The sequence below is a fragment of the Staphylococcus nepalensis genome, from assembly GCF_014635045.1.
Lineage (GTDB): Bacteria > Bacillota > Bacilli > Staphylococcales > Staphylococcaceae > Staphylococcus > Staphylococcus nepalensis.
This window is the reverse complement of the sequence record NZ_BMCF01000001.1, coordinates 273,408-289,114: the sequence shown is the minus strand read 5'-3', so window position 1 is coordinate 289,114 and position 15,707 is coordinate 273,408. Positions and strand designations below refer to the sequence as shown.

Here is a 15,707-nt window from a genome sequence, read left to right as displayed (position 1 = left end):
TTGAATTACCAATCTTTAATATCTGAACGTTCTCCTTTAAAGTTATTTGCTACTTGATGCCGTTGTGCAAGCACCGCTTCAACATCTTTAAATTCTATATTTAAAGCATGTAATAGTACGAAAAGGTGGTACATTAAATCAGCAGTTTCGTTTGTCACTTCTTGGTGATCAGATTTCATCGCACCGATGACAACTTCAAATGCTTCTTCACCAAATTTTTTAGTTATTTTTTCCAAACCTTCGTTTAACAAATATTGCGTATACGAATTTTCTTTATGAGATGCTGCGCTATCGCTCACGGCATCTTCTAATTGTTGTATATAAAACGGTACATCAGTATTGAAACAGCTTTGACTACCAGTATGACAAGTGGGGCCATTTGGTATTACATCAATTAGTAAAGTGTCTTGATCACAGTCTAAATGAATATCTTGCACAACTTGTGTATGGCCAGATGCTTCACCTTTAGTCCATAAGCGCTCTTTAGAACGAGAATAAAAACAAACTAATCCATGAGTGACTGTTTTGTTATAAGCTGCTTCATTCATATATCCAAGCATCAGTACTTGTTTCGTATTGACATCTTGTAATATTGCGGGTATAAGCCCTTTACTAAAATCTGGTTGTTGAGTCATCTAATTGGGATACCTCCTTGTGCCATTGTTTGTTTGATTTCATCTACCGTTGTTTCTTTATCATGTAGTATACTAGCAGCTAGTCCTGCTGATACATTAGTTTGTTTAAACAAGTCAACAAAATGTTTTGGTGTTCCACCGCCGCCTGAAGCAATAATGGGGATATTAACAAGTTGCTCAATTTCATGTAAGTGTTTGACATCAAAGCCTTGTTTCATACCATCATGCGTCATACTGGTAATTAAAAGCTCTCCAGCACCTAGTGACTCGACTTCTTGAACCCAATCATACACACGTTTGTCTGTACGTTTTTTTCCACCATGCGTATAACAAAAATAATCATTTAACTCACTGTCAAAGTTACTATCAATTGCTATACATATACATTGGCTACCAAATTTTTCACTAACTTGCTTAATAAAGTTAGGGTGATTTAATGCACTCGAGTTGAGAGAGACTTTATCAGCACCATGGTTTAACAATTGAGAAATGTCATCGATTGTGGATATACCGCCACCGACAGTCAACGGGATGAAAAGTTTTTCAGCAGTTTCTTCAATTACATCTAGCATGAGCCCGTGTCCGGCTTCCGTACGAGATATGTCTAAAAAGACTAACTCATCCGCGCCTTGCTCATTGTAATAAAGTGCGTAATCAACAGGATTACCAATATCGCGTAAGCCTTTAAATTGTATGCCTTTGACAACACGCCCATCTTTAACATCTAAACAGGGTATAATTCTTTTTTTAATCATGATAACCCCTCCCAAAAATCAGCGTTATGCGCGGCCTTACCAACGATTGCAGCATAGACACCAGCATTTTCTAATTGTGTTAAATCTTGTTGATGACGAATACCACCAGAAGCGATAACAGGTTTTTGAGTTGCTTTTACGAGTTGAGCAGTTATTTCAAAATTGGGCCCGGATAAGCGGCCGTCTTTAGAAATATCGGTATAAATGATACCGCCTAAGGGCAGCGACTCAATTTGTTTAACTAAATCAAATAAATCCAATTGTGCATCTTGTTCCCAACCATTTATTTTCACTTCACGATGATAAGCGTCTACCGAAAGATACAGTTGGTTTGGATATTCATGAGCCATTTCAGTTAACCAATCCATATCTTGAATGCCTTTAGTCCCTATAATACAATAGTCAATGCCATCAGCTAGGTAGGCATCTATAGTTTCATGACTACGGATTCCACCACCGACTTCCATAGGTTTATTTGTTAAGGTTCTTAGGTGTTTAATGTAGTTTTTTTCAATTGAGGTTTGTTGCTTTGCGCCGATTAAATCAACGATGTGAATACGATTGACACAGTTAAATTGATTGTAAAAAGTAATGCTTTCTTCAGCGCTACGTGTCATTCTTTCTTCTGAATCATATTTTCCTTCTGTTAGCCTTACACTTGTTGCATTGATTAAATCAATTGCTGGCCAAATTTTAATCATTTAAGAAACCGCCTTTCAAAGCTTGGTTAAGTATAGCCAAACCACCTTCGCCACTTTTTTCTGGATGGAATTGGATGCCGATATAATTTTTATATTGGACGACTGCCGGAATTAATGCGCCATAATCTGCATAAGCAATCACGTGTTCAGACATTTCAGCTTGGTATGAGTGTACAAAATAGACGTCTTGTGTTAAAAGGTTACGGTTGCTAATTAAATTATTCCAACCCAAATGGGGTACTGGATAAGCTGTATGGATAGGTATAATATTTCCTGGGAAAAGTTGTAACCCGTTCACATGACCTTCATCACTATGCTCAAATAGCAGCTGCATACCTAGACAAATACCGATAATGGGCTTGTCTGTTATAGATTGTAAAATAGTTTTCAAACCACGATATTCAATAGCTTGCATAGCATCTTTAAAGTGACCTACGCCAGGCAAGATAATGATATCTGCTGCTATAATAGTTTCTTTTTTATCCGTTAATTTCGTTTCATAGCCTAAATGTGTTATCGCACGTTGTATATTTTTAATATTACCTAAACCGTAGTCAATAATGGCAATCATTCAATCACGCCCTTAGAAGAGGGTGTAACCTTAATATCGATTGGTGTTAATGCATCTTTTAACGCACGCGCAAATGATTTAAAAATGCTTTCGATTTCATGATGCGTGTTACCACCACGTAGCAAATCAATGTGTGTTGTTAGACGTGAATTGATTACTAATGCTCTGAAAAATTCTTCTACAAGTTCAGTATCAAATGTGCCTACCTTCTCTTTGCTCAATTGCGCGTTAAAAGACAAGTAAGGCCGACCGCTAATATCTATTACTGTACGCGCTAGTGTTTCATCCATTGGTAAATAGCTTACACCATAGCGTTGAAAGTATTTTCGTTCTTTAACTAGTTCTAATAATAATTGGCCAAGTACAATACCGATATCTTCTGTAACATGATGGTCATCTACTTGTGTATCACCATTTGCTTCTATTTTGATAGATAATTGACTGTGAAATGTAAAGAGTGTCAACATATGATCTAAAAATCCAACACCTGTATTAATATGGCTTTCACGGTGGTCATCAGCAAGAGAAATCGTTAATTGGGTTTCAGCTGTATTGCGTGTTTTGTTGACTATCATAGTTTGACCTCCAATTTTTAATAAGCGTATATAATTCATCTAATTGTTCATCTGTTGCAATAGAATAGCGTACATAATCAGCCATTTCTGGTTCGTCATATAATCTCGGTAAGTAACCATGCGCTTTAATATATCTACCCAAACTTTGTGCAGTTGCGCCTTTAGTTAAGACAAAGTTAGTTGCAGAAGGATAGACAACCATTACATCTGATACTAATTCATTAAACATTGCTTTAAGTTTATGTGCGAGTTGTCTTTGATGTTTTACAAAATCACGTATCATTGCTTGATGTTCAAACATGTAAATTGCAATATGAAGTGTGATGGTATTTAAGGGATAAGGGTGTTCGATTCTTTGAATGAGTTGAATTGTGTCTGTTGTACCAATTAACACACCTAGACGCAACCCAGCAATTCCGAATGCTTTAGAGAGCGTGCGCATTTGAATGATATGAGGTTGCATCTTGATGTCATAAGGCTCACCAAAATCTAAGTAAGCTTCATCGATAATAAAATACCCGCCCACAGCATGCATCTTGTCAGCAATAGCTGTTAAAAAAGTTGTGCTATATTGCACACCTGATGGATTATGCGGGTTACTCATAATAAAGAATGACGGTTGTACTTCCTCAATACGATTAAGAATATCTTCGAGAGCAAAAGTTAAATCTGGATTTGACGATACAAATTCAATAGGGCGCGCAACCTGTTGTGCGTATGCTTGGTACATAAAAAAATCAGGGTTCAATGTTAACGCTGGGCCTTCTGGCATGATTAACATCAATTTTTGAATTAGTTCGTCAGATCCATTACCAGCGATGACTTGATCCGGTAATATTTGATGGTACTCAGCGTAAGCTTGTTTAAAGCGTTCATATTCATCATCGGGGTAAAGATTAAATGCCGCCTGTTGAATAATTGTTGCAAGCTGTTCATTAGATAATGGTTTGAGTGGGCTTTCATTTTTGTTAATTCTGATCATTGTGCGTCTCCTTTGCTGTTCGTGTTTCAATTGATTGTTCGTGGTTATACAAGTGCTCAACGTTCGCTAACCTACGTGCTGATTGTTCGATATCATTAAATGTCTGTTGGGATAAATCTATGACAGAATGACGTGTTAAGAAGTCATTTACAGATAATCCATTTGTAAAACGTGCCGTTTGATTCGTAGGCAGCACGTGACTTGGACCAGCAACATAGTCGCCAATCACTTCAGGAGAATAATGACCTAAGAAAAGTGCGCCTACATATTTCACATGATTTAAATAATCGTGTGGTTGTTTAGTTTGAATAGAAGCGTGTTCTGGAGCAATTTGATTCATCAAATCGCATGCTTCTGCGAAATCGTCTACTGCAATTAAAAAATGGTTATGTGCCAAACTTGCTGCAACGATGGGTTGACGTTCAATTTGTGATAGGGCTTGTTGAATTTTATCTTCTAATTGGTGTAATAATACTTCATCTTCACTGATAACAAATGTTCTAGCCAATTCATCATGCTCTGCTTGCGCAAAAACATCATAAGTGATGGCATCTAAATCAGCTGTATGATCAATGATTAGCGCAATCTCACTTGGGCCAGCAATTTGATCTATACCGACTTGACCAAATAAATACTTTTTAGCGTAAGCAACATATTGATTTCCAGGGCCGACAATTTTATCTACCTTGGGAATAGTTTCTGTGCCATAAGCAAGCGCAGCAATACTTTGAGCACCTCCTACTTGATAAACTTGATCAACCCCAGCAATATAACATGAAGCAAGTACAACATCAGGTAAGCCTTCGGGTTGTGGTGGCGTTACGACTACGATATTGCTCACGCCGGCAACTTTTGCAAGCGTTACAGTCATTAATACGGTAGAAGGATAGCTGGCTTTCCCACCTGGAACGTAGACACCAACCCGTTCTAAAGGATGATATAACTCATAACATTCAGAAGATGTTTGTTGATGATCATATTTAATTGAGGTTTGATACGCTTTGATTCTTGCGTGGCTATGTTCAAGTGCTTCACGTAGTGATGCATCAATACGGTTATAGGCTATTTTTAAGTTATCTTTTGGAATTTCTAATTGGGGCGTATCTACATGATCTAATTGTTGATTATAATGTTTTAATGCTTCATCGCCTTGTTGCTTAACGTTGTCACAAATGGACTTAACAATGGGATATAAATCTTCATTTAATGATGATTGATTTAAATAGTTATTTAAAAATGTTGATTTATTTGTAATCAATGAGAGACACCTCCAATATTTTAATTAAATCATCGATTTCAGATGATTTTTTAAAGTATGATGCTTTATTTGTAATCAATTTTGCATTAACATTTTTAATCTGATCTTTTTCGACTAAACCATTTGATTTTAAAGTGGTGCCTGTTTGAACGATATCAACTATACCATCTACCATATCGACTAAACATGCTAATTCGATTGAACCAGATAGCTTAACAAGTTCTACATCTAGACCCTGTGCTTCAAAATACTGACGTGTCGTTTGTGTAAATGAAGTCGCAACTTTATTAAATGTATGTGTCTCTGGTTTAGCCGCTAGTGCGAAATGACACTCACCAAACGGTAAATCAAGCAAATTATTAATAACATAATTGCCTTCCTCTAATATATCGCTTCCGACAATACCGATATCTGCTACACCTTGTTCTACATAAATCGGTACATCACTACCTTTTACTAAAATGAATTGTATTTCATTTACAGTTATTAATAATTGGCGTTCTCTTTGTTCCAGTGCACGCGCGATGTTTGGTTCTTCAACCTCATTTAAATACTTAATAAAACTTTTAAGTAGTCTCCCTTTTGCTAATGCGACAGTAAGCATGACATTCTCTCCTTTGTTAAAGTATAAATCCTAAACCAAAACCTTCTAACGGGCCTTTATAAAATCCACCTGTGAGTCGTTTTGTTTTGTTGTTTTTTAAATGACATCTCATAAAAGCGCCTTTGTAATAAGAGCGCGGCGGCTGGGGTGTGATATCTAAATGAATTTCTGTAATGCCTTGTGATTTAAACCATTGTTCCCAACGACGTAATGATTGAATGGTACGGTGATCATTGGGAAACAATTGACCTAATAGATCGAGCTGCTCAGTTGTTTTAGTAGTTAATAATTGAACCACAGGGTGAGCAAGACCTAATTGAGCTGATAACTCTGAAATATTACGCTCTTGTACAAGGTTTAAAATACGTTGTGTTTGAGCTTTAGAAGATAATAATAAATCAATTAATTGATAATGACCTAAGATGACGAAATCAATATCATCGTTCAATGTATATTTAATATATTGGTAAAATGTTTTAAAGTCGTTTTGCATATCATTAACAGTTGGGTTGTAATGTTCAATACCCAACTGAGTATAAACTTCATTATTTCTGACAATTGGTCCAGCATAGGCAATGCATTGTTGTTGCGGTTGATAGTTACTATAGTAACGTAGTAATTGATCAGTAAAATCATTGCGTAACGCAAAAATATGATGGTCATGTTGCCAAAAACTACGCTCAGTCATTTGTTGTAAATCATCAGAAGTAAGTGATTGCCAAGATAAAGATTCTATAAAACTAAAATCAACAAGACTAAAACCTGCTTGCTGAAAGTGTTTTAAAAAATCTAATTCATATTCTTTATTAGTAATAAGTGTTTGCGTATTCATAATATAATGACCATCCTTTATTGATTACTTTGTTTCTCTACCGAACTAAAGTGAATTGATAAAACATACTTTAACACAGTTAAATTTAGAATTCAATAAATATTCAGAAAATAATTGTTACCATTTATTTAGAAGGATAGTTGGTATATTGTTTTTAGATCATAAAGTTAAGAAGGGATTAGGGTAGAAATCGTATTTTATAAAATGATTTCGCTACCCGACCCAATAAGGAAGAATAGGGAAAAGAAATACAAGCGCTAAGGCGCTTGTATAAGGGCTAGCATTTTAAAAGGATGCTTTACAGTTTCTGTTTATATGATATTATTGCTTTCCTTGTTCTACGTATTTGAGCATTTCTTCTTTAGGTACCATATTCCCTCCTGTCGCCCAAACGATATGGTTAGCGTTAGCTAGGTTAATTTTATGGCTATCTGCATGATTTAATACTTCCTTTATTCCTGCGAAGCCTGCAGCTGCAGATGGTTCAATAAATATTTGTTCCTTTTCACTAAGCATATATAAATAGCGATACATTTGTTGATCTTCTATTGTATAAGCACCATATAATAATGTGTTCATAATTTCACCAACCAGTGTAGAAGGTCTCGAGACTGCAAGGCCATCTGCATCTGTCTGTCCATCTAAACCAATATCTGTGACAGCTATTTGGTCATGATATTGTGTCATCATGCCTAAAGTCATACAAGGCGCATGTGTTGGTTCAGCGAATAGACAATATACATGCTCACCAAATACTTGGTTCAAACCAAAAGCGACACCACCAGGGCCACCGCCAACACCACAGGGTAAGTATACAAAAAGGGGATGCTCTGCATCTACTTGTATCCCTTCATTACTGAGTTGTGTTTTTAATCGTAATGCAGCGACTGTGTAGCCTAAAAATAAATCGGCAGAACCTTCATCATCAACAAAATGGCATGTAGGATCACTTTCTGCAGCTTTTCTTCCTTCAGCTACCGCATATTGATAATCAGATTGATGCTCTACCACTTCAACACCATGGGAGCGGAGTAAGTCTTTCTTCCATTGACGCGCATCACTAGACATATGCACGGTTACTTGAAAACCAAACTGGGCGCTCATCATACCAATACTTAAACCGAGATTGCCAGTTGAACCCACGGCAACCGTATATTGGTTAAAGAGATCCTTAAAATAGGGCTCTGCTAAAACTTGATAATCATCAGATTGTTTTAAACTACCATCTTGTATAGCAATTGTTTCAGCTAATTTAAGAACTTCATATATGCCACCTCTCGCTTTAATAGAACCTGATATAGCAAGATGACTATCGCATTTAAGCCATAATTTACCACTTTGTTCGAGATGTTCAGATTTAGTTAATGCTTGTTGCATGAAAGGGATTGCTTTTAGTGGAGATTCGATGATGCCATTATCTTTTTCGGTTTCAGGAAAAACTTTACGAATATAACTGCTAAAACGTTCTAATCTTGCTGCTGCATCTTCTATGTCATTCAATGTAAAAGGAAATGTTGCATTTTTACGGAAATTTGGATTTTTCCAAAATATAGGGTTATAGTGTTGCATTTCATTTATTAATGGAAAATGCGCTTTTAATTTTTTAAGTTCTATCATGGACAAACCACCTCGTATAGGAAATTATATGCATTCATTATAACAAAGATTAATAATTGAAATGGGTTTAAAACCAAAATGTATAACGACATATATGAGGTTGAATAGCAAAGAGCATGTCATAATGAAAATGTCATATTTCATGGATGGTGTCTGATGGATGAAATTTAATTTGTCATTGAGTATTAAGATTATAAAAACGCCTCAGACGTTAATTTATGTCTCAGGCGCTTTTTGGTTATAGGTAAAGTTAATTTTAAGCATGATTACAAGTACACTCAGCGTTTAAAAGTGTCTTTTAATTTAGAAAACCATCTATTTTTAGATTGTATGGGAGATGCTTCAGGGCGGGTTGAAGCTTCCTTCAATTTTTGGCCAAATGTGATAGCTTCTTTCATTAGATAGGCTTGAGAATTTAATGGTGACAAATTGTTATGAATGTAATGATAATGCCCTTGTTGGTCTTGATAACGACCTTTTTGGTTATCTGATAATTGTAAATTCATATAGTCTAATAAACGTTTTGCGATGGCTTTATCTTCTACCGGGAACAATATTTCTACGCGTTTAATCATATTACGTGTCATTGCATCAGCTGAAGAGAGATAAATTTGTTCATCTCCGTTGTTATGAAAGTAATATATGCGCGAATGCTCAAGAAAACGGCCAACGATACTTACGACCTCTATGTTGTCGCTGATGCCTGGTATACCAGGTTTTAAGCAACATATACCACGAATAATTAATTGAACTTGAACACCAGCACGTGAGGCTTCAAATAGTTTAAGAATAATATCTTTATCTGTTAAAGAGTTCATCTTCATCATAATTTTCCCATTACCATGTTCAAGGTGAAGTTTAATTTCATTATCGATTCGAGCTAAAAATACATCACGTATATCATATGGTGCAACAATGAGCTTATTATATTCAGGTTTAAGTGTATAGCCGCTCAGGTAATTAAAGAAGTTGATGGCATCTTCTGCTATTGCTTTGTTTGTTGTGATGATACCCATATCTGTATATAATTTTGCAGTTTTGTCATTGTAGTTTCCAGTACCTAAATGTACAAACGAGGTAAGTTGATTATTAGTACGTTTCACTACGAGCGAAATTTTACTGTGTGTTTTTAAATAAGTCATGCCATAAATGACATGACACCCTGCGTCTTCTAACATTTTAGCCCATTGAACATTATTTTCTTCATCAAAGCGTGCTTTTAATTCAACAAGCACTGTCACTTGTTTACCATTTTCAGCAGCTGTCTTTAAACTATTGATAATAGGAGAATCTTTACTTACACGATACAGTGTTTGTTTGATGGCAATTGTACTAGGATCATTTGCAGCTTCACGAATAAAGTCTACAATTGGTTCAAATGATTCATAGGGGTGATGAAAGAAAATATCCCGTTTTAAAGATAAATCAAATATATCTTCACTTTCTAATGATTGAGGTGGTTGTGGTACATATTTGTTATAAGTTAAATGCTTTAACCGATTAGATAAGTAATCAACTAGCCCAAACAACATAGTTAAATCCAAAGGACCGTCTACAAAATAGACATCGTTGTCATAAACTTCCAGTTGGTTCATAATCCAGAGGATGTCTTCATGAGTTGCGTGTCGTCCATCTACCTCTAAACGCACTGCGGTACCGCGTTTTCGCTCTTTTAAAAAGCGTTCTATTTCAATTAATAAATCCTCGGCACCATCTTCATGAATGGTTAAGTCTGCATTACGTGTGATCCTAAATGTAAAGGTGTTTAATACCTCGTAGCCAGTAAACAAAAGATGAATATAAAATATAATGATATCTTCCAACATTAAAACGTATTGAGTTTGCCCTTGATTTAACGTATAAAATCGTGGGATTAATGAAGGAATTTGTACAATAGCTGAATTGATTGCTTCTTCTGTGTCGATATCTACAAATATGTTTAAACTTTTATTATTAAGTTTTGGGAAAGGATGGTAAGCATCAATACCTAATGGTGTTAATGTAGGTAAGATACCTGTTTTAAATTCGTGTTCTAATTGCGACAATAATGACTCAGGTAATAATTCAGGACGTGTTATTTCAACACGGTGTTGTTTTAAATTTTCAGTTAACGCTTTATAACGTTTATATTGTAAATCTACGTATTTTGTATTTTTAATCTTTATTTGTTCGAGCTGTTCTTTAGGCGTTAATTGTGCTTTATTCTCTGGTTTATCATATCCCATTTTAACTTGGTCTTGTAAACCAGCTACACGAACCATAAAAAATTCATCTAAATTGGAACTAAATATAGAAATGAATTTAAGTTGCTCTAATAATGGATTATTTTTATCCTCTGCTTCTTGTAACACTCTATAGTTAAAGTCCAACCAGCTTAATTCTCTATTGTTATAATAATTTGGTAAATTTAAATCCTTCTCTCCCAATTTCTTCTGCACCATTCTAATTCCACCTTATTGTAGTCTTAATAACATGTTTTACTACGTATAATTTATCATATGAATTTTAAGATTTTGTAAAGATGATAGAAAGATTTTCTTTTAAAATTTTCTCGATATGTTTTTTTTGTCTAAGAGATTGGTATGATTCAGCAATTGGTTCACCAATATAATGAACGTATAACGTGAATCCATTACTATCGTGACGTAATTCGAGACGTTCAACGGGGTTTGTATGTGATATGTTGAGCGCGTTTACAAATTTGATAATGCCACCTAAAAATTGAATGTTATCTAACGCTTTACCGCGTAGCCATTTCGTTTCTTGATTGTAAAATTTTAACAGTGATTTATTTTTAAAGCTTGCCAACATTGCTAATTTGACACGATCTTCATGTGAGAAGCCATCAATCATTGAATTCGCAATAATATAATAGGTGTGGGGCGAACTCGAATCAGAATCAATAAATCTACCTAAATAATATAAATACGCGCCTTCAACAAATAGTGCTTGTTCTTTATGAGTAACTTGAATTTTGTCTAGTTCAATAAGCTGCGTTAACAATGACTGGGCTAATTTGACGCGTTGTTTTGCACTTGATTCTTCAATGCTATACTCGTTAGCCAAATGATATAATGCATCTTTTTGAATATTTTCTTTTCTAAATTCTCGAGGATGGCGTTCAGCGATTGTTTTCATAACATAACCTTCACGTAGTCCTTTACGTGAGAAAGTAAAGTGTGTGGCATTTATCTTTTTGAACAGTGTTTTAAACACGGAAACTGCAGGTATTATGATGTCTATACGATCTCTACTTAATCCATCTATGTCTTTTAACGCGTCACGGGAACTTTTCTTGATTATTGTATAAACCTCATCAATATCTCCCTCAGACATCGTGTAGTTATGAACGCCACCGATAGGGTAAGAATGCTCAGATTGATGTATACGTGCAACATTACGAGCTGAGCCACCAATTCCTACTAAGGCAATTTCTCTATCTTGTAACCATGGAAGTTGTTCAAATTGCTTGGATAAGAATTTCTCCATCGTTTTAATAGCAGATTTATCATTATGATCTTTATTTTCAAAGAATTTTCGTTTTAATGTTACCACACCAAATGGAAAACTATGTGCTTCAATCATTGCCTTATCTTTGAATAAAGTGACTTCTGTAGAGCCACCCCCGATATCGATAGACACACCGTTTTCTACATCAGTTGTGTGTGTGATGGCATAAAACCCATAAAATGCTTCTTCTTGCTCAGGGATAATTTTAATATTTATATTAAGTTCATTTTTGATATGTTCGATAATAGCGTGTTGGTTCGTAGATTGTCGTATCGCGGCAGTAGCAATAGGATGTAATTCATTTACTTTGAATTTATCGGCAACTGCTTTAAAACTGTGTAGTGTGGATGTCAATACGTCGATACCATCTTGGTTCATAGTTAAATCATCGGTTAAGTATTGGCTCAAACGTGCCGGTGTTTTAATATTTAAAATTTCATTTAATCCTGTTTTTGAATCGAACTCAAAGATAACTAATCTAATTGTATTTGATCCGATATCTACTAGGCCTATGCGTTCCATAATGTCCTCCTAAACAAATGAGGTAAAATTACTTTTATAAGTATTATTTACCCATTTTTGTTCTTTATATTACAATAAATAACATAATTTGTGATACTTTATTTAAATATTATTCAATTAAACATTTATTTTTTTGAACAGATCTATCTTTGATATTTAAAAATCTATTAATAACTGTTGGTTTTTCTCTCATATTTGAAGACACCGTAACGACCTCCTTCAGTAAGTTATCGAAATTATAACAAACTCATTTTGAAATTAGTATTATAAATTTTAAAAAATATATTGTAAGCATGTGACAAACAAGTAGTAGCAATAGATAAGACTACATATAAGTTTCAAAGTTAATTAAAAAAGGAAATGAATAAAATAAAGAGTGTTGAAACAGAAGAAAGAAAAATTAAAAAAGAGGTGTAATATATGGGAAGATTAGATAACAAAATCGCTGTATTAACTGGTGTGAGTACCGGCATTGGAGCAGCCGCTGCTCGCATTATGGCTGAGGAAGGCGCGCACGTGTTAGCTGTCGATATATCAGAATCTGTCCATGACACTGTGAAAGCAATTAATAACGCCGGGTATAAAGCTTCAGGCTATACAGTTGATGTCTCAGATGAGCATGCTATAGAACGACTGGCTCAATCTATTGAATCGGATTATGGACAAATTGATGTATTATTTAATAATGCAGGTGTTGATAACCCAGCAGGCCGTATTCATGAATATCCAATTGATGTATTTGACAAAATTATGAGTGTAGATTTAAGAGGAACATTTCTCATGACAAAGTTTTTCTTACCATTAATGATGTCAAAAGGCGGTTCCATTATTAATACTTCGTCATTTTCGGGCCATGCTGCAGACCTAAATCGTTCGGGTTATAATGCCGCAAAAGGAGGCATTATTAATTTTACGCGTTCAACGGCAATTGAATACGGCCGTGAAAATATTAGAGCAAATGCAATCGCTCCAGGTACTATAGAAACGCCACTTATAGATAAATTGACGGGGACAAAATCCGAGGAAAATGGACAAATATTCAGAGAAAATCAGAAGTGGATGACGCCTTTAGGTCGATTAGGAACGCCTGAAGAAGTAGGTAAACTTGTTGCATTTTTAGCATCAGATGATAGCTCGTTTATCACTGGTGAATCAATTACAATCGACGGTGGTGTGATGGCATACACATGGCCAGGTGAAATGTTGAGTGATGATAGTTGGAAAAAATCCACTAAATAACGAATTGCTAAATTCATATAATTTGAAACCAAATGTTATAAAGTGGTATTAAAAAGCCGTGAGCAAATCAATTTGATTAATGCTCACGGCTTATCTTATTTCATATTTAGTTTATTACCAGATGATTTCATCCACTGTTTCATCGTTTAGAGATTTGACTATTTCAGTTACTAAGGCTACAGAGTTTTTATAATCGTCTGTATGCAATACGGAAACATTGGAGTGCATATAACGTAGTGCAACACCAATTGATACTGTAGGAATACCTTCGTTAGCGACATGAATACTACCAGCGTCAGTGCCGCCACCAGGCGTGGAATCTAATTGAATATCTATGTTATGTTTTTGAGCAACTGCTTTGATGTGTTTTGTAAACCCAACATGGCCTATGTTGGATGCGTCCATAATAATGACAACCGGTCCTTGACCAATAGCCGTTTCGCTTGTTTGGCCAGACATGCCTGGTGTGTCATATGCAACAGCTACGTCTACTGCAAGTGCTAAGTCAGGTTTGATTTTATTAGCTGCAACTTTGGCACCACGAAGACCGACCTCTTCTTGTACATTTGCACCGGAGACTAAGTTAATATCGATAGATGCGTTGGTAAGGTTATTTAAGACATCTACCGCAAGGGCACAACCATAACGATTGTCAAAAGCTTTTGCAGTTAAATATTTATTGTTCGCAAGTGTTTCAAATTCACTATATGGTGTGACCATATTACCAATTTCAATACCGAATTGTTCAGCTTCTTTCTTACTTTTTACGCCAATATCAATAAACATATCTTTGATTTCTACGTTTTTTTTACGTTCTTCAGGCGATAATACATGTGGTGGTTTTGAACCAATGATGCCCCTGATTTTTTTGCCATGATCCGTTGTGATTGTCACTTTTTGTGATAACATAACTTGGTTCCACCAACCGCCAATAGGTGTGAATTTTAGGAAACCATCGTTATCGATTTTAGTCACTACAAAACCAATTTCATCTAAATGGCCTGCCACCATTAATGTTTTATTTCCGTTAGTAGTAGATTTTTTTCCAAATATACCCCCTAAATTGTCTTCGACGATTTCATCACTTACGGGTGTTAAATAATCGCGCATAAGTGTTTTTACCGCTTTTTCATGTCCTGCGATGCCATCCACATCCGTTAACGTTTTTAATAATTTTACTGAATTGTCCATATAATTCCCCCTAATATGATAATTATATTTATTTTATCATGAACTGCTAGATATTCTAATGGATTGCACTTTGGACCCTTCATTTGTAAAAAATATAACACGTTAATTTAATTCTTAGTAATTTGCTAAGACTAAAAAGGTGCAATCGAATCTTTTCCGTGATTCAATATAAATATAGATAAAGTGGAGGGATCAATTATGACGGAAATTAAACATTTAACATTTGGCTCAAATGATGCACCTATTAAAGTGGAATCATTTATAAATTTTGCGTGTCCTTATTGTAAAAATTATTTTTATGCTGCTGATACTGTATTAACGCCTTTAGTTGAGCAAGGAAAGGTGCAGCATGTCATTAAGCATTTTGATAAAACAAAACAAGCATTATTGAAAGGAACAGTAGCCAATATATATCTAGATTATCAACAACCAGAAAAAAACTTAGAGATTATACGTGAGTTATATCAAACTCAGAACCAATGGAAAGTCGACTTTTCTACAATTGAAGCAAAGATGAAGCAAGCCTTTAATCTTTCACCTCATAAAGAAGCAGATGAACGTTCTTTAGCTATTCATGAAGAAGCATTTGAAAGAGGTATTAAAGGTATTCCTACTGTTTTTATCAATGATAATCCATTTGAATTTAATCCTTTAGATGATGATCAAGAAACAATAGAAGCCAAGTTAAACAAACAGATTAAATAAAAATAATAAG

Annotated in this window: 15 protein-coding genes; 2 read left to right on the top strand and 13 right to left on the bottom strand. The window is 35.0% G+C overall.

The window, feature by feature from the left end; genetic code table 11:
• Positions 1-5 precede the first annotated feature (5 nt).
• From hisIE to ppx, 12 genes are all read right to left on the bottom strand, one after another.
• On the bottom strand, positions 6-635 hold the full coding sequence (gene hisIE / locus IEU88_RS01460; RefSeq protein WP_103373346.1) for a bifunctional phosphoribosyl-AMP cyclohydrolase/phosphoribosyl-ATP diphosphatase HisIE: 630 nt from the start codon (positions 633-635) through the stop codon (positions 6-8).
• Positions 632-1,390: an imidazole glycerol phosphate synthase subunit HisF gene (hisF, locus tag IEU88_RS01455; RefSeq protein WP_103373345.1), complete on the bottom strand. Its 759-nt coding sequence runs from the start codon at positions 1,388-1,390 to the stop codon at positions 632-634. Before hisF ends, hisIE begins: the two co-directional genes overlap by 4 nt.
• Positions 1,387-2,091 (bottom strand): 1-(5-phosphoribosyl)-5-((5-phosphoribosylamino)methylideneamino)imidazole-4-carboxamide isomerase, encoded by a 705-nt coding sequence (gene hisA, locus IEU88_RS01450; protein ID WP_103373344.1) that lies wholly within the window; start codon positions 2,089-2,091, stop codon positions 1,387-1,389. Before hisA ends, hisF begins: the two co-directional genes overlap by 4 nt.
• Positions 2,084-2,662, bottom strand: a complete 579-nt coding sequence (hisH, locus tag IEU88_RS01445; RefSeq protein WP_096808463.1) for an imidazole glycerol phosphate synthase subunit HisH — start codon at positions 2,660-2,662, stop codon at positions 2,084-2,086. Before hisH ends, hisA begins: the two co-directional genes overlap by 8 nt.
• Entirely contained in the window at positions 2,659-3,237 is a 579-nt protein-coding gene (gene hisB / locus IEU88_RS01440; protein WP_096808464.1) for an imidazoleglycerol-phosphate dehydratase HisB, read from the bottom strand. Before hisB ends, hisH begins: the two co-directional genes overlap by 4 nt.
• The gene (locus tag IEU88_RS01435) at positions 3,206-4,219 is read right to left on the bottom strand and encodes a pyridoxal phosphate-dependent aminotransferase (RefSeq protein ID WP_096808465.1); all 1,014 of its coding nucleotides are present in this window, start codon (positions 4,217-4,219) and stop codon (positions 3,206-3,208) included. The genes hisB and IEU88_RS01435 overlap by 32 nt, the downstream gene beginning before the upstream one ends.
• Entirely contained in the window at positions 4,206-5,474 is a 1,269-nt protein-coding gene (hisD, locus tag IEU88_RS01430) for a histidinol dehydrogenase (RefSeq protein WP_371871911.1), read from the bottom strand. The genes IEU88_RS01435 and hisD overlap by 14 nt, the downstream gene beginning before the upstream one ends.
• Entirely contained in the window at positions 5,464-6,081 is a 618-nt protein-coding gene (hisG, locus tag IEU88_RS01425; protein WP_103373342.1) for an ATP phosphoribosyltransferase, read from the bottom strand. The genes hisD and hisG overlap by 11 nt, the downstream gene beginning before the upstream one ends.
• Positions 6,082-6,097: 16 nt before the next feature.
• Positions 6,098-6,913, bottom strand: coding sequence for an ATP phosphoribosyltransferase regulatory subunit (locus IEU88_RS01420; protein ID WP_103373341.1), 816 nt, complete (start codon positions 6,911-6,913; stop codon positions 6,098-6,100).
• Positions 6,914-7,234: 321 nt separating this feature from the next.
• On the bottom strand, positions 7,235-8,530 hold the full coding sequence (gene dsdA, locus IEU88_RS01415) for a D-serine ammonia-lyase (protein WP_103373340.1): 1,296 nt from the start codon (positions 8,528-8,530) through the stop codon (positions 7,235-7,237).
• A gap of 278 nt (positions 8,531-8,808) precedes the next feature.
• The gene (locus tag IEU88_RS01410) at positions 8,809-10,968 is read right to left on the bottom strand and encodes an RNA degradosome polyphosphate kinase (RefSeq protein ID WP_170006909.1); all 2,160 of its coding nucleotides are present in this window, start codon (positions 10,966-10,968) and stop codon (positions 8,809-8,811) included.
• 67 nt (positions 10,969-11,035) lie between these two features.
• Positions 11,036-12,565, bottom strand: a complete 1,530-nt coding sequence (ppx, locus tag IEU88_RS01405; protein WP_170006907.1) for an exopolyphosphatase — start codon at positions 12,563-12,565, stop codon at positions 11,036-11,038.
• Between the two features lie 417 nt (positions 12,566-12,982).
• Here ppx and IEU88_RS01400 point away from each other — a divergent pair, with 417 nt between their 5' ends.
• Positions 12,983-13,801, top strand: coding sequence for an SDR family oxidoreductase (locus tag IEU88_RS01400; protein ID WP_096808472.1), 819 nt, complete (start codon positions 12,983-12,985; stop codon positions 13,799-13,801).
• Between the two features lie 114 nt (positions 13,802-13,915).
• Here IEU88_RS01400 and IEU88_RS01395 read toward each other — a convergent pair whose 3' ends face one another.
• Positions 13,916-14,992 (bottom strand): M42 family metallopeptidase, encoded by a 1,077-nt coding sequence (locus IEU88_RS01395; protein ID WP_103373361.1) that lies wholly within the window; start codon positions 14,990-14,992, stop codon positions 13,916-13,918.
• A gap of 198 nt (positions 14,993-15,190) precedes the next feature.
• Between IEU88_RS01395 and IEU88_RS01390 the strand changes: the two genes are divergently transcribed.
• On the top strand, positions 15,191-15,697 hold the full coding sequence (locus IEU88_RS01390; RefSeq protein ID WP_103373360.1) for a thioredoxin domain-containing protein: 507 nt from the start codon (positions 15,191-15,193) through the stop codon (positions 15,695-15,697).
• The last annotated feature ends 10 nt before the right edge of the window (positions 15,698-15,707 follow it).

Coding starts and splice junctions, on each gene's coding strand:
- hisIE (WP_103373346.1), bottom strand. CDS start 635: ATGACTCAACAACCAGATTTTAGTAAAGGGCTTATACCCGCAATATTA.
- hisF (WP_103373345.1), bottom strand. CDS start 1,390: ATGATTAAAAAAAGAATTATACCCTGTTTAGATGTTAAAGATGGGCGT.
- hisA (WP_103373344.1), bottom strand. CDS start 2,091: ATGATTAAAATTTGGCCAGCAATTGATTTAATCAATGCAACAAGTGTA.
- hisH (WP_096808463.1), bottom strand. CDS start 2,662: ATGATTGCCATTATTGACTACGGTTTAGGTAATATTAAAAATATACAA.
- hisB (WP_096808464.1), bottom strand. CDS start 3,237: ATGATAGTCAACAAAACACGCAATACAGCTGAAACCCAATTAACGATT.
- IEU88_RS01435 (WP_096808465.1), bottom strand. CDS start 4,219: ATGATCAGAATTAACAAAAATGAAAGCCCACTCAAACCATTATCTAAT.
- hisG (WP_103373342.1), bottom strand. CDS start 6,081: ATGCTTACTGTCGCATTAGCAAAAGGGAGACTACTTAAAAGTTTTATT.
- IEU88_RS01420 (WP_103373341.1), bottom strand. CDS start 6,913: ATGAATACGCAAACACTTATTACTAATAAAGAATATGAATTAGATTTT.
- dsdA (WP_103373340.1), bottom strand. CDS start 8,530: ATGATAGAACTTAAAAAATTAAAAGCGCATTTTCCATTAATAAATGAA.
- IEU88_RS01400 (WP_096808472.1), top strand. CDS start 12,983: ATGGGAAGATTAGATAACAAAATCGCTGTATTAACTGGTGTGAGTACC.
- IEU88_RS01395 (WP_103373361.1), bottom strand. CDS start 14,992: ATGGACAATTCAGTAAAATTATTAAAAACGTTAACGGATGTGGATGGC.
- IEU88_RS01390 (WP_103373360.1), top strand. CDS start 15,191: ATGACGGAAATTAAACATTTAACATTTGGCTCAAATGATGCACCTATT.